This is a genomic window from Gardnerella sp. c12Ub_1, assembly GCF_055804375.1.
On the sequence record NZ_JANUZC010000001.1, the window covers coordinates 388,460 to 403,961 of the forward strand.

Annotated in this window: 8 protein-coding genes and 1 tRNA gene; 6 read left to right on the forward strand and 3 right to left on the reverse strand. The window is 40.0% G+C overall.

What is annotated here, in order from left to right:
* Positions 1-59: 59 nt before the first annotated feature.
* Both NYP65_RS01610 and NYP65_RS01615 read right to left on the reverse strand, forming a co-directional pair.
* Entirely contained in the window at positions 60-2,759 is a 2,700-nt protein-coding gene (locus tag NYP65_RS01610; RefSeq protein ID WP_473410512.1) for a DNA translocase FtsK, read from the reverse strand.
* 255 nt (positions 2,760-3,014) lie between these two features.
* Positions 3,015-3,090 (reverse strand) — tRNA-His (locus tag NYP65_RS01615).
* A gap of 132 nt (positions 3,091-3,222) precedes the next feature.
* Between NYP65_RS01615 and purT the strand changes: the two genes are divergently transcribed.
* The 6 genes from purT to purD all read left to right on the forward strand — a co-directional run bounded on the left by purT (position 3,223) and on the right by purD (position 13,404).
* Positions 3,223-4,596 carry a formate-dependent phosphoribosylglycinamide formyltransferase gene (gene purT, locus NYP65_RS01620; RefSeq protein WP_346284274.1) on the forward strand — a complete coding sequence of 458 codons (1,374 nt, stop codon included), beginning with the start codon at positions 3,223-3,225 and terminating at the stop codon, positions 4,594-4,596.
* Positions 4,597-4,767: 171 nt separating this feature from the next.
* Entirely contained in the window at positions 4,768-5,547 is a 780-nt protein-coding gene (purC, locus tag NYP65_RS01625; RefSeq protein ID WP_004130757.1) for a phosphoribosylaminoimidazolesuccinocarboxamide synthase, read from the forward strand.
* 121 nt (positions 5,548-5,668) lie between these two features.
* Positions 5,669-9,442 carry a phosphoribosylformylglycinamidine synthase gene (locus tag NYP65_RS01630; protein ID WP_473410513.1) on the forward strand — a complete coding sequence of 1,258 codons (3,774 nt, stop codon included), beginning with the start codon at positions 5,669-5,671 and terminating at the stop codon, positions 9,440-9,442.
* A 69-nt stretch (positions 9,443-9,511) separates the two neighbouring features.
* Entirely contained in the window at positions 9,512-11,005 is a 1,494-nt protein-coding gene (purF, locus tag NYP65_RS01635) for an amidophosphoribosyltransferase (RefSeq protein WP_116689576.1), read from the forward strand.
* 53 nt (positions 11,006-11,058) lie between these two features.
* A complete protein-coding gene (gene purM, locus NYP65_RS01640; protein WP_415695164.1) occupies positions 11,059-12,093 on the forward strand; it encodes a phosphoribosylformylglycinamidine cyclo-ligase in 1,035 nt (344 codons plus the stop codon).
* Positions 12,094-12,126: 33 nt separating this feature from the next.
* Entirely contained in the window at positions 12,127-13,404 is a 1,278-nt protein-coding gene (gene purD / locus NYP65_RS01645; protein ID WP_473410514.1) for a phosphoribosylamine--glycine ligase, read from the forward strand.
* On the opposite strand, the gene NYP65_RS01650 is transcribed toward purD, so the two are convergent.
* Positions 13,401-15,437, reverse strand: coding sequence for an LTA synthase family protein (locus tag NYP65_RS01650; RefSeq protein ID WP_473410515.1), 2,037 nt, complete (start codon positions 15,435-15,437; stop codon positions 13,401-13,403). The genes purD and NYP65_RS01650 overlap by 4 nt on opposite strands.
* Positions 15,438-15,502 lie beyond the last annotated feature (65 nt).

Consider the following 15,502-nt stretch of genomic DNA (forward strand, 5'->3'; position numbering starts at 1 on the left):
ATGCTTTAACAATACTTAATTCAAAGTGCTTAATTATGCTTAATTATGCTTAATTATGCTTAATTCAAAGAATCAGACTCGCCTTTAATAAAAGCTAATACTTTAGGCAAATCTTGCGGTTGAACAAGAACCTCACGCGCTTTAGATCCTTCCGAAGGCCCAACAACGCCACGCGATTCAAGCAAATCCATAAGTCTGCCTGCCTTAGAGAATCCAACACGAAGTTTTCGTTGAAGCATAGACGTAGATCCAAATTGCGCACCAACAACAAGCTCGGCAGCTTGAAGAAGCTCATCCATATCGTCGCCAATATCTGTTGTTTTAGCTTGAATTTGAGCCTGTTCGTCTGCTTTTGCAGCCATTTGCTCAATGTCTTCCCTATATCTAGGCTTTCGCTGAGTTCTAACATATTCTACAGCTTTGCGAATTTCTGATTCACTAACCCAAGAGCCCTGAACTCGCTGAGGCTTAGCAGCACCCATTGGAAGGAACAACGCATCTCCTTGACCAATCAAAGTTTCCGCGCCAACAGTGTCTAAAATAACGCGCGAATCCGTAGCAGAAGACGTAGCAAAAGCCAAACGAGATGGAATATTCGCCTTAATTAAGCCAGTTACAACATCAACAGACGGGCGCTGAGTTGCAAGAACCAAATGCACACCTGCAGCACGAGCAAGCTGAGTAATGCGCTGAATAGAACTTTCAACGTCGTTTTTTGCAACCATCATCAAATCAGCCATCTCGTCTACAACAACAAGCAAATACGGGTATGGAGCAACTTTTCGCTCAGAGCCTTTTGGAGCATGAACCTTGCCTTCGCGCACGGCCTTGTTAAAGTCTTTAACATGACGGAAACCAAAGAATTGCAAGTCGTCATAGCGCGAGTCCATCTCTTTAACAACCCATTCAAGAGCTTGAGCTGCCTTCTTAGGGTCTGTAATAATCGGAGTTAGCAAATGCGGAATCCCAGCATATGCAGAAAGCTCTACTCGCTTTGGATCTACCAAAATCATGCGAACCTGCTCTGGAGTAGCACGCATAATAATCGAAGTTAGCATAGAGTTTATAAAGCTTGACTTTCCAGAGCCAGTAGCACCAGCAACAAGAAGATGCGGCATTTTATCTAGAGCAGCAGTTACAAAATGACCCTCAACGTCTTTACCAACTCCAGTGAGCATAGGATTTGAATCCTGGCGAGCTTTATCTGACCTTAAAACATCTCCAAGGTTTACAATCTCTCGATCTACGTTTGGAATCTCTATACCAATCGCAGACTTGCCTGGAATTGGAGACAAAATACGCACATCTGTGCTTGCTACAGCGTATGCAATATTTTTTTGAAGATTTGTGACTTTTTCAACTTTTACTCCAGGCCCCAGCTCAACTTCGTATTGAGTAACAGAAGGACCCCTTAAAAAGCCAATAACTTTTGCATCCACTTCAAACTGTTCAAACGTAGAAGTTAGCGCACGAATTACGCGATCGTTTGCAGGAGTTCTAGTTGCGTGCGGTTTTCCGTGAACAAGAATGTTCAAATCTGGCAATCTGTACGGCTCTTCGCTGTACTCACTTGAAGAATCGTTAGAATCGTTTTCATTATTGGCGTTGCTCGCACTATTTTCATCATTTTCTTGCGATGACCTATATTGATCCAACTGTTGACCAGGCATTTTACTCCATGGATCATTGCTATATTGCGATTCGCCACTAATTGGCGCTTTTGGAAATTCGTCAATATACATTTGACCAGAAGACGGCAAAGAATTAGCGCCATGAGTGCCATTAGAAACACCATTAGAACCAACAACACGCGGATGATTACTTTGATTCTGATCTTCTTGCGGGTCCGATTTAGAGCCATAGTCTTCAATAGAGTCGCCATCTTGACTTGGCTTAGAAGAAGCGCTAAGAAAAGCATCATCTCCAGCATACGCATCTAAAAGTTCGCTATTGCTATCCTTCTTTTTAGAGCCGAACATAGAATTAAAAATCTTAGAGATTATTGAATTGTGCAAATCTTTACGCGATTTTTCCGATTCACTAGAATCATGAGTTGGAACGCCTTCTACGAACTCAAGATTATCGCTGCTATTACTCGAATTTTCATCATCTGTATTCTCTAAGTCTTGATTATTCTTTGACTTTTTAGAGAAAATAGATGAAACAAATTGAGTCACATCTTCAACATGTAATTTAAGAATCATTAAAATAGCAAAAATTGCAATAATAACAAAAATTGTAAGAGCAAAAATCCTAGATAATCCCCAGGCCAAAGGAGAACCTAAGAAGAATCCTAATAATCCGCCAGATTTTTGCAAATCATCTATATTAAATTCTTGATTTTTGCTTGCAATCAAAATGTCTAAAATTGAGCAAATTGACCATAGAAGAAGAACAAAACCACCTATAACACGAGGATTTCCAGATTTAGCACCACTATTTCGCATAAGCCTAATAGCAACCGCACTAAGCCACACTGGCAAAACAACGCTCATAATTCCAAAAACCGCGGAAGATAAAGAGTGCAACGCAACACCTAAGAATCCGCTAACTCTAAACCATTCAGATGCGCAAAAAAGAACAGCAAGAATAAGTATTACAAAGCACAATCCATCTCTACGGTATGCCTCATCGTATTGCCCAACTCCAAAAAGCGAGCGAACTGCTTTGCCAATAACACGCGGAACAAAAAGCAGAGCAGACTCCCAAAATGGCTCATTAGTCTGCGCTTTAGACTGCTTACCACCATTGTTTGGCATATAAATCGCTCCTCCATAAAATGCGCGTACAAAAACCGCTAACAACTAGCAAGCTAATCGCCAGCAATCATTCACATTAAGTACAAACACCAACCGAATTATTTAAAATTATTCAATCAATATTATCAAATTAATAGCTTTACTTATTCTACTCCAAAGCATGCTAACAAAATAAACGTGTTTGAACACAAAAACAAGACAAAACAGAAAGCCATACAGAGTAAAAAAAAATCGGCCGAAAAACAGCCGATTAAGTGGGGTGGCTAACGCGGCTTGAACGCGCGACCTTCTGAACCACAATCAGATGCTCTACCGACTGAGCTATAGCCACCATTACAGCGCGAAACCCTTCGGGAATCGCACAACAGAGGAATACTATACACGATTTTTCTCGTTTGCGCTACCCTTGCGATTTTCGGCGCGTCGCACAAAATACGACGTTACTTAATGACACAATAAGACTATGAGTTTTTTGCAAAAATCAAATGCAACTAGCATGCTCAATGAGCAAGCAGAACATTGGAAAAGCGTTGAAAATAATCACACTTTTGGCATTCTAAATTCAACGTCATACACAACAAAAGCTCTTCTTCTAGGGTCTGGAGAGCTTGGAAAAGAAATCACTATAGAGCTTATAAGACTTGGTATTAAAGTATTTGCTGCAGATAGTTATGCGAATGCTCCAGCAATGCAAGTTGCGCAAGAAAATCGCGTTTTAGACATGAGCGATTCTAAAAAATTGCAAGAACTAATAAACAACATAAACCCAAACATAATAATCCCAGAAGTTGAAGCAATATCAACCGAAGTATTAAAAGACGTTGTTAAAAACAAAAAAATTCAAGTCGTTCCAAGCTCTAGTATCACTTCGATTGCAATGGATCGCGAAGCTTTGCGAAAAATCGCCCACGAAAAAATTGGTTTGCCTACTACACCATATTGTTTTGCTTCAAGCTACAAAGAGTTAGAAGAAGGAGCAAAAATCGTAGGGTATCCGTGCGTAGTGAAACCAATTATGAGTTCTTCTGGTCATGGTCAATCTATTGTAAAAGATCCTAAAAATCTTGAAGATGCTTGGATAGAAGCACAAAATGGAAGAAGATCTAAGCATAAAACGCAAAACTTGCAGAGTGAAGATAATGAAAATAATGAAGATATATCTCGCGTAATAGTGGAAGCATTAGCGCCTTTAGACTACGAATTAACGGTTTTAACAGTGTGCTCAAGCGCTGGAATAATAACATGCGAACCTATTGCACAATGCCAAGAAAACGGCGACTACAGGCAATCATGGCAACCAGCAAACATATCGGAAAATGTTAGAGAATCCGCTCAAAATATTGCAAAAAAAGCCGTAGAAGGTTTAAGCAAAATAGCAAAAGAGAATGGGGAAACTGGTTGGGGCATTTACGGAGTTGAACTCTTTGTTCTTAAAAACGGCGACTTGCTTTTTAACGAACTATCCCCTAGACCGCACGACACTGGCATGGTAACAATGATTTCGCAATACTACAGCGAGTTTGCTTTGCATGTTTTAGCCATTTTAGGTGTTCCAATCACACAAAAGCATACTGCTCTTTGCTTAAAAGATAACGAAGTTGCATTAAGCCACGCACTTGTTGTGCAAGGAAACGGAGCTGTAGGATTTACAAATCTTGCGCAAGCATTAGATGAAGAAGATTGCACAAGATGCGATATACGAATTTTTGGAAAACCAGAAGTTCACGGCTCAAGACGAATGGGTGTTATTTTGACAGTATCGAACAGCATAAATGATGCAAAATCTTGTGCGACACGCATTGCAAGCAAAATACGCACAATAGAACTGCCATCGTAAAACGTTGAAAAGTCAAGGTTTTCACTGGTTTTATTAAACAAAAAATCAAAAAATAATCCAAACAAAATGTAGGTAACAATTGTTAGTCTAATCATGCTGGCGGTTGAATAAACCTTCAAATAATGATGGTTTGCAACACTCAGCCATGGATACAACGAGAGAGGCACGTCAATGGAAAAACTTGACAAGTTGTATGAAGGCAAAGCAAAGAAATTGTATGCCACAAGTAACGATAATGTTCTGTGGGTTCAATACATGAATCAAGCTACAGCTGGCAATGGCCTTAAAAAGGCTCAAATTGCTGGAAAAGGCAGCTTAAATAATCAAATCACTTCTCTACTGTTTAATCTTCTCAAAGCTCGTGGAGTTAAAAGCCATTTTCTTGGCAGAATCTCGAATACCGAGCAACTTGTAAAGCGCATGAAGATGTTTCCTCTAGAAATAATAATGCGAAACACGGCTGCTGGTTCTTTTGCAAAACGATATGCAGTTAAAGAAGGAACTGCCCTAAAAAAGCCTCTTTTGGAGTTTTGCGTAAAATCAGACGATCTTGGTGATCCTTTTATTAACCCAGAAGGCGTTGTGGCTTTGGGTCTTGCTAGTGAAAGCGAAATGGCAGAAATTACAAAGCAAGCTCACGCTGTAAACAATGCACTTTTGGATATTTTCAACAAAATCGACGTTCAACTCGTTGACTTTAAGATTGAAGAAGGCGTTGATGCGCAAGGAAATATTCTTCTTGCAGACGAGATAACGCCAGATACGTGCCGACTTTGGGATAAGCGCAATACAAGCTCCGAAGTAAGTCATTTAGATAAAGACTTGTTCAGACGCGATTTAGGAGACATAATTCCAGCCTACGAAGAAATATTCTCGAGGCTTAAATCTCTTGCGCAAAGCGAAGGAGTAAACTTCGACGAAGTTAATCCAAACGATTGTGCTGAACAATGATTTTAATGTGGCTCGCATCTTTTAGGTGCGAGCCACGCGCGTTCTTAAACAAATAAAATAAAACAAATAAAAGATAGCCAAACACAAATAGCCAAAACTACAATTGCAAGGCAGGTTCACCGTGGTATTTCGCGTTTATGTTGAAAAACGATCTGGTTTCGATATAAAAGCCCAACATCTTAATCACGAGCTTAAAGAGATTCTTGGTATTGATTCTCTAAAATCAACGCGCATAATAAACAGGTATGATGTAGAAGGAATATCTAAAGATCTTTTTAACACTGCTGTTAAAACGGTTTTTAGCGAGCCTACAGTAGACAACACTTACGACTACTTGCCTATTAGCACAAATGAACATGTTTTTGCTATAGAGTTCCTTCCTGGCCAGTTTGATCAGCGCGCGCAATCCGCAAGCGAATGCGTACAAATGATTAGCCAGGGAGAATGCCCCAAAGTTAGAACTGCTCAAATTCTTGCTTTTAACGGCAATTTGTCTAAAGAAGAACTTGACTCAATTAAACACTACGTTATTAATCCAGTAGAAGCTCGCGAAGCATCGCTAGATAGTGTTGATACGCTTAAAAGTGAGGCAATTGTTCCAGCAAACGTAGAAGTATTAGATGGTTTTAACGATTTAGATTCCAACGGCTTGCAAAAATTCATTGAAGATCGCGCACTAGCAATGGACTTGGCTGATGCTAAATTCTGCCAAGACTATTTTAGAAGCGAAAATCGCAATCCAACTATTACAGAAATAAAAGTAATAGACACGTATTGGTCCGACCATTGCCGCCATACTACTTTTGGAACGCATTTTGAAAACGTTCAAATAGATGACGAGCAAGTAAAAGATGCATTTAATCGTTATCTTAAACTACGAGAAGAGCTTAAGCGAACAAATAAGCCGATTTGTCTTATGGACATGGCCACTATTGGCGCAAAATATTTGAAGCATACAGGAAAGCTTAAAAACTTAGACGAATCCGAAGAAATTAACGCGTGCACAGTAAAAGTAAAAGTTGACGTTAATGGGCACGATGAAGACTGGCTGTTTTTGTTCAAAAACGAAACGCATAATCATCCTACAGAAATAGAACCTTTTGGCGGTGCTGCAACTTGCATTGGCGGATGCATTCGAGATCCTCTTTCGGGACGCTCCTACGTATATCAAGCAATGCGCGTAACTGGAGCAGCCGACCCTAGAACACCTATTAGCGAAACTTTAGAAGGAAAACTATCTCAACGAAAAATCGTAACTTCTGCAGCTGCAGGCTACTCGTCTTACGGAAATCAAATTGGATTAGCAACAGGCGAAGTACACGAGATTTACCACCCAGGATATGTTGCAAAACGAATGGAAGTTGGCGCGGTTGTAGCAGCTACCCCAGCAGACCACGTTAGAAGAGAAACACCTGAGCCAGGAGATGTGATTATTCTTCTAGGCGGCAGAACTGGAAGAGACGGAATTGGCGGAGCAACTGGTGCTTCTAAAGCGCAAGACGCAGACAGCATTGAAGAGTGCGGAGCAGAAGTTCAAAAAGGAAATGCACCTATTGAACGCAAGTTGCAAAGACTTTTTAGACGCAAAGACGCATGCCGCCTTATTAAGCGTTGCAACGATTTTGGCGCTGGTGGCGTAATCGTTGCGACTGGAGAAATCGCAGATGGCTTGATTATTAACTTAGACAAGGTGTCTAAAAAATACGAAGGCCTTGATGGCACGGAGCTTGCGATTTCTGAATCTCAAGAGCGAATGGCAGTTGATGTTTCTGCAAGCGATGCAGACGAATTTTTGAGCTACGCGCGTCAAGAAAATTTGGAAGCGCAAATTGTAGCTACAGTTACAAAAGAAGCTCGAATGAAAATGACTTGGCGAGGAAAAACAATTGTTGATCTAAGCCGCGAATTCCTAGCTTCTAATGGCGCTCCAAAAACACAAGATATTCACGTTGAAAATGGCAAAAAATATGCTACAAAGTGGCAAGACGAAAGTGGAGTTTACTCTGGCAAGTCTTTAGCTGAGCGCATTAAAAATCTTGTTTCTAACATAAACGTGTGCTCAAACAAAGGCCTTAGCGAAATGTTTGACTCCACTATTGGAGCCGCAACCGTTCTTATGCCATTTGGTGGCCGCCGTCAGCTCACTCCAGCACAAGCAATGGTCGCAAAATTCCCAGTATTTGGCGAAACAAACACCGCTTCTGCAATGTCTTGGGGATTTAACCCATACATTATGGAAAAGAACCAATTTACGGGAGCGTACATATCGGTTGTAGAATCTTTAGCAAAACTTGTAGCAAGCGGTTTTACAATCGAAAACGCTTATTTAAGCCTTCAAGAATATTTTGGCAAACCGCAAAATGTGCCTGAAAGATGGGGAAAGCCTACTGCAGCAGTTCTTGGCGCTTTAAGCGCGCAAATTGATTTTGGCGTTGGCGCGATCGGCGGTAAAGACTCTATGAGCGGAAGCTTTGAAAATCTTGACGTTCCTCCAACTCTTATATCGTTTGCTGTTTCTACAGGAGACGCGCGAAATGTTGTTTCTCCAGAATTCAAAAAAACCAATAGCAAAATCCTAAGAATACTACCTACGTATAAAGAAGACGGCATTACGCCTAACGCTCAAAGCTTCTTAGAGGCGATTAGGATTGTTGAAAATCTTACTTCAAGCAAGCGCGCGCTAGCGATTAGCACTCCAGGTTTTGGAGCTAGTGCGGAAAGCTTGTTTAAGATGACTTTGGGCAACCATATTGGATTAAAGCTTAACGACTCTGTTAAAACAGACGACTTGTTTAAGTCTAGATATGGAACTTTCTTTGTAGAAGTGGATGAAGATTTTAACGTTGACGATTTTTCAAGCAAGTTTAGCGAGGATCTTGTAAACGTTGAAGTTATTGGACAAACGTGCAATGAATTTAAGCTTTATGCTTGCAACGAAATCATTAGTTTAGATGACTTACAGGAAGATTGGGAAAGTCCACTAGAGGGCATTTTCCCATATCGAGGTAAAGGAAGCGCAGTTCGCGAAATAAATTCCACTAATCGCAAGCCTGTTAGAAATCATATGAAATCTAATAGAAGAACGCCATTGAGTAAGCCACGCGTAATCATTCCAGTTTTCCCTGGAAACAATTGCGAATACGACACTCAAGCAGCGTTTGAAAAAGCTGGAGCAGAATGCAAAACGCTTATAATCAATAATTTAAGCTCTGATGATGTTGTAGAATCCGCAAAAGAGCTTGTTAAAGAGATTAATAAAAGCCAAATTGTTATGATTCCTGGCGGATTCTCTGGAGGCGATGAGCCAGACGGTTCTGCCAAGTTTATAACGGCATTCTTTAGAAACCCTGCCGTTAGCGACTCTGTTCGCGATTTACTAAACAATCGCGATGGCTTAATGCTTGGTATTTGCAACGGCTTCCAGGCTCTTATTAAGCTAGGTCTTGTTCCATTTGGAGATATTGTTCCAATTGATGCAGAATGCCCAACTTTAACGTTTAACACTCTTGGAAGGCATCAAAGCAAGATTGTTAGAACTCGCGTTGCATCTAATCTTTCTCCTTGGCTTTCAAATTGCAAAGTTGGCGATGTTCATAGTGTTGCAATATCTCATGGCGAGGGACGATTCGTAGCATTACCAAAAGTTATGGATACTCTTATACAAAACAGCCAAATTGCAACGCAATATGTTGATAGCAATGGCGTTCCAAGCATGAACCTTAAAGTAAATCCAAACGGTTCGCTTATGGCTGTAGAAGGAATCACTAGCCCAGATGGAAGAGTATTCGGAAAAATGGGTCATTGCGAGCGCAGCGGTAACGGTTTGTACGTAAATATTCCTGATTTTAGAACACAAAACATTTTTAGCGCTGGAGTTGAATACTTTACGTCATGATTTGGGATTGTGTGTTTAATTATTCTAATCAAAATATTTATTGCGATTTTGAAAATATAGGGGGTGCGAATGTCTGCTGAGCTTGAAGGAGTTCACGAAGAATGTGGCGTTTTTGGAGTGTGGGGTCATTCCGATGCCGCAAGACTTACCTACTTTGGCTTGCACGCATTGCAACATAGAGGACAAGAAGGTGCTGGAATAGTTGCCAACGATAATGGTCATCTTAAAGGATACAGAAACTTAGGTCTTTTAACTAAAGTTTTTGCAAACGAAGACATTATGAAGCATCTTACTGGAAACAGCGCGATTGGCCACGTTCGCTACGCTACTGCTGGATCTGGAAGTGTTGAGAACATTCAACCTTTTCTGTTTTCTTTCCACGATGGAGATGTTGCTTTAGGGCATAATGGCAATCTTACTAATTGCACAACTCTTAGAAATAAGCTAGAAGATTGCGGAGCGATTTTCCACTCTAACTCCGATACAGAAGTTTTGATGCATCTTATTAAAAGGTCAAACAAAACTTCATTTATGGATAAGCTTAAAGATGCGCTGTTAACTGTTCATGGCGGTTTTGCATACTTGCTTCTTACAGAAGACGCGCTTATTGGAGCAACGGATCCTAATGGTTTTAGGCCGCTTAGTCTAGGAAGAATGAGTAATGGTGCTTACGTTCTTGCATCGGAAACTTGCGCTTTAGATATTGTTAGCGCGGAGTTTATTAGAGACATTGAGCCTGGCGAAATAATCGTTATTAATAACGATGGATACAAGATTGAGCGTTATGCAAAAAATATTCAGCACGCTGTTTGCTCAATGGAGTTTATCTATTTTGCTCGCCCGGATTCTAATATTTACGGAATTAATGTTCATTCTGCGCGAAAGCGCATGGGAGCACGCTTAGCTAAAGAGTCTCCTGTAGACGCAGATATGGTGATTGGTGTGCCTAATTCTTCGCTTTCTGCAGCTGCAGGATATGCCGAAACAAGCGGAATCCCTAACGAGATGGGTTTGATTAAAAATCAATACGTTGCGCGCACTTTTATTCAGCCAACGCAAGAGCTTAGAGAACAAGGCGTTCGCATGAAGCTTTCGGCCGTTAGAGGTGTTGTTAAGGGAAAGCGCGTAATTGTTATTGACGATTCAATCGTTCGCGGAACCACGTCTAAGAGGATTGTTCGTCTTCTTAGAGAAGCGGGCGCTAAAGAGGTTCATATGCGAATCTCTTCGCCTCCTCTTAAATACCCGTGCTTCTACGGAATCGATATTCAAACTACTAAAGAGCTTATTGCAGCTAAACATTCTGTTGAGCAAATTCGCGAATATATTGGCGCTGACTCTTTAGCATTCTTATCTTTAGACGGTCTTGTTGAGTCTATTGGGTTAAATAAGCCTGCTCCGTACGGAGGATTATGCGTAGCGTATTTTAATGGCGACTACCCTACTGCTTTAGATGACTATCGAGATGAATTCTTAGCTTCGCTTTCTAAAGAAGACAAGGAAGTTTTAGAGAATATTAAAAAGAATAGTAAATACAATTTTGCGACTAAAAACTGCGATTAAACTACGACTAAACTTCGACTAAACACTTAAAACAAACACGAAAGGATTCTTAAATGCCAAACGCATATGAACAAGCTGGCGTTAGCGTAGAAGCTGGCTACGAGGTTGTGCGAAGAATAAAATCCCACGTAAATCGCACAAAAAGACCAGGCGTTATGGGCGGAATTGGCGGTTTTGGCGGCCTATTTGATTTAGCAAGCCTTGGATACAAAGACCCAGTGCTAATTTCTGGAACAGATGGAGTTGGCACAAAGCTTATGATTGCGCAAATGATGCAAAAGCATAATACGATTGGCATTGATTGTGTTGCTATGTGCGTAAATGATATTGCAGCTCAAGGCGCACAGCCTCTGTTCTTCCTTGATTACATTGCTTGCGGAAAAAACAATCCAGAAATACTCGAGCAAGTGGTTTCTGGCGTTGCAGACGGATGCATTCAGGCAGAATCTGGCTTAATTGGCGGAGAGACTGCAGAAATGCCTGGAATGTACAACGAAGACGAGTACGATCTTGCGGGATTTGCTGTAGGAGTTGCAGAAAGAGAAAACATTGTTGACGGCTCTAAAATCACGCCTGGAGACGTTCTTATAGGTCTTGCATCTTCGGGAGTGCACTCAAACGGATTCTCACTTGTTAGAAAAGCACTTTTTGATGTAGCTAATTACAACGTAAATAGTAAACCAGAAGAATTGTGTGGCAAATCTATTGGCGAAGTTCTTTTAGAGCCTACAAAAATCTACGTTAAAGCATTAAAACCGCTTTTTGCTAATCATCTTATTAAAGGCGTAGCTCATATTACAGGCGGCGGATTTATAGAAAACATTCCAAGAATGTTTGCAAATAATCTTGCAGCACAAATCGACACAAAAAAGTGGCAAGTTCCTGCAATTTTCAACCTTATTGAAAAGTCGGGTAAAGTAGACCACTCAGAAATGTTCAACGTTTTTAACATGGGAATCGGAATGATATTAGCAATTAATGCAAATAAAGCCGATGAAGCTATGCAAATCCTTAAAAACAATAATGAACAAGCGTATGTTATTGGCAAAATGATTAAACGCGAAAACGTTGCAGTTGAGTTGTTATAATTCACAAAATCTTAAAGTAATAAAGGATTAAAGATGAAAGTTTTAGTTGTAGGCTCAGGCGCACGAGAACACGCAATCGCAGTTGCATTTTTAGCGAGTAAAAGCGTTAGCGAAGTCACAGTTGCTCCTGGAAACCCAGGCATGATTAAAAGCGGAATCAAAATTGAAAAAATTAGCGAATCGGATCACAACGCTTTAATCGAATTTGTTAAGAACAACAACTACGACTTTGCTTTTATTGGCCCCGAAGTGCCTCTTATGAATGGCATTGTTGACGATTTTGAAGCTAATGGAATCCCAGCATTTGGCCCAAACAAAGCGGCTGCTCAAATTGAAGGATCTAAGGATTTTGCAAAGCAACTTATGCAAAGGCATAATATTCCAACAGCCGCCTACCAAACATTTAGTGAGATAGAACCAGCGATTGAGTACGTTAAAAATCAAGGCGCTCCTATTGTTATTAAAGCAGACGGCTTGGCTGCTGGAAAAGGCGTAACAGTTGCCACTAGCGTTGATGAGGCGCTCGCAGCTTTAGACGATATTTTTGTAGACCATCGTTTTGGCAAAGCTGGAGCAAAAGTAGTTATAGAAGAGTTTTTAGAAGGCGAAGAATTCTCATTAATGAGCTTTGCTAACGGAACAGATTTTTGGGTTATGCCAATTTCTCAAGATCACAAGCGCGCTCATGATGGCGATACTGGCCCAAACACTGGCGGCATGGGAGCTTATAGCCCTGTTCCACAAATTAGCGATGGAGTTGTAAAACAAGCGATTGATAAAATCGTACGCCCAACTTTGCAAGCTCTTGCAAGCGAAGGCATGCCTTTTACAGGAGTTTTGTACGCTGGATTGATTAACACAGAGCAAGGCGCAAAAGTAATAGAATTTAACGCTCGCTTTGGAGACCCAGAAACAGAGGTTGTTCTTCCAAGACTTACTAGCGACTTTGGCGAAGCTATTTTTAACATTTTGCATGGCAAAGAACCAACATTTACTTGGGCTAAAAATGGCGTAACTCTTGGCGTTGTGTTAGCAAGCAAAGGCTACCCTGGAAAGCTTGTTACAGGAACACCTCTGCCACAAATCACTCTTAATAGTGCAGATCAAAATGTTTACTATTCTGGTGTTAAATTAGACGAAAACAATAATCTTGTAACGTCTTCTGGAAGAGTGGCACTTTTGCAAGTAAATGGCAAAGATGTTAAAGATGCTCAATCAAAGGCCTATAGCATATTAGACAATCTTAATCTTTCTAACATGTTTTATAGGCACGACATTGCAACTAAAGCACTTAAAGCATTGAAAAATTAAAAACCAAGAAAGTTTGTGTTTTTAAGATAATGCTTTCCAGCTGTAATATCGTATTGAATCAAACGGTAATCATTCAATAATTGTTTAGTTTCTTTGTTCATACTACTAGCAATCATTGGCTTTCCGCCTGGATTCAAGTAAATTGGCTGGCCTTGCGGAATTCTATCCCACCCCTGAATCTTATTTACTACAGGAGGCTCCATTGCACTAATCTTTTCGTGCAATCGTGTTAGGAATGCAATATATGGCGAAACTTTAGAATTTGTGTGAGACGCCACTTGCGATATAAAGAAGTTTGGAGAAGAATAATAGTCCCTAATTTTGTTTGGAGCTTTATTATTTTCTCTAGCTTTTTTATTTGACCAAATAAAGTAATCAGTTAGATGTAAATCAAGAGAATTATTCTCATCATCGCTGGCAGTACTATATATTCCAGGAAGATGATCTCCATAGAATACAACAGTCACTGGCTTATCTATAGAATCCAAGTCATTTAAGAATGATTGAGTTGCTTTATCTGTGTAACTCACTCCCTTAGCATATGTTTCAATCGAAGATATTTCCGAGCTTCCAAGCTTTGGCGAGCCAGGCTTTGAACTAGCCTTAAAATCATTGTTCTTATACCAATTCCTAAATGGCATATGATTTTGCATTGTGACTATTTGCACAAATTGATTATTTTTACTAGAGGCGATTTTTTCAAACGCACTTTTATACGCAGACTCGTCGCAAACATAAGGCGATTTATCAAGCATATTTTTGTGCGCAATAACATTAGGAGCTTCTAGCGAGTAGAACTTACTAAAACCAAACTTCTTATAGTTTGTTGAGCGCAAGTACATACTCGGCTCATACGGGTGGAATGCTATGGAATTAGATTCACTCCCCCAATACCTGTTAATCGTAGGAGTCCAAGAAGAATTTGGAACAAGTTGCTGATACGGGCTTGTAAGAGATGAGTTAAAGTTCACCATGCTCAATCCCGTAAGAGACATGTATTCAAGGTTTGCAGTTCCTCCGCCGTAGCCAGAAGAAAGCATTAATCCACTATCCGTTTTCTCTTTCAAAGAGCTTATAAATGGCATTGGATTCTTATTTAGTTGCAATCCAGGAACTCTTATTGGATTAGAGAATGATTCCGAAAGCACATAAACAACAGTATTATCGGAGATTTTTGACTTTCTAGAAGCGTTTATTTTCTTTGCTTCATTATTGTATTTTTCTAGCAAAGCGCTCATAGTTCGCTCATTGTAATCCGCAGGCTTATCCATAACCTTTGGGTTTACTTGCCTTAAAAATGCCACTAATGCGCCGTTTCTTTGAGCGTCGTAAACGGAGTCCCACATTGATGGCGTGTCTCCCATAAACTTAGCAAAATTGTTTGCGCTAGAATCAACAGTTCCAACTGTGCAAATATACCATCCAAAAGTCGCTAATAATGCTATTAAAGTTACAACACGAACCAAAATCGAAGTTCTTAAATTTGAAATAATAACAATTTTTCCATGATTAACATCTAGAACATGCAATAAAAGCGCAATAACCCAAGTTATTAGAACAGCAACAATAGAGCTAAAAATAACAGCATTTGCGTTGTCTGGAAGAAAAGATGCGATATTTCCAGTATTACTTTTTAAAAAGTTTAAGTCAGCTGGAAGAATAGTTTCGTATCGAACATTCACTTTCATATATTCAATAACAGAAACAATTATAGATGCGCTAATCAAAATAGCAGACGTAATCCAAAAACGATTTATGATTATTAGCAAAATACCGTAAATTAACGCAAGAATAAGAAGATTAAGCACAAAAACAAAATTAAGCTTAAGCCACATTTTTGAGATTATGTTCCAAGCACTTGCCGAAAGTGATGAAGTCATTTCTACTCGGCCAGAACGCTGTACAGAAAACTGCACAATCATAACCATTATTGCGCAAAAAGCAACAAACATAACGGAGTACGTCCAACGAGCAAACCTAATCTTAAAACGCTCAAATTGCTTAAAAATTGTAAGAGAATTGCTTAATGGCAATTTTGCACCCTTCTGATTTACGCCTAATGTTTAATGCATATTACGTTTATTACGTTCTTAACGCA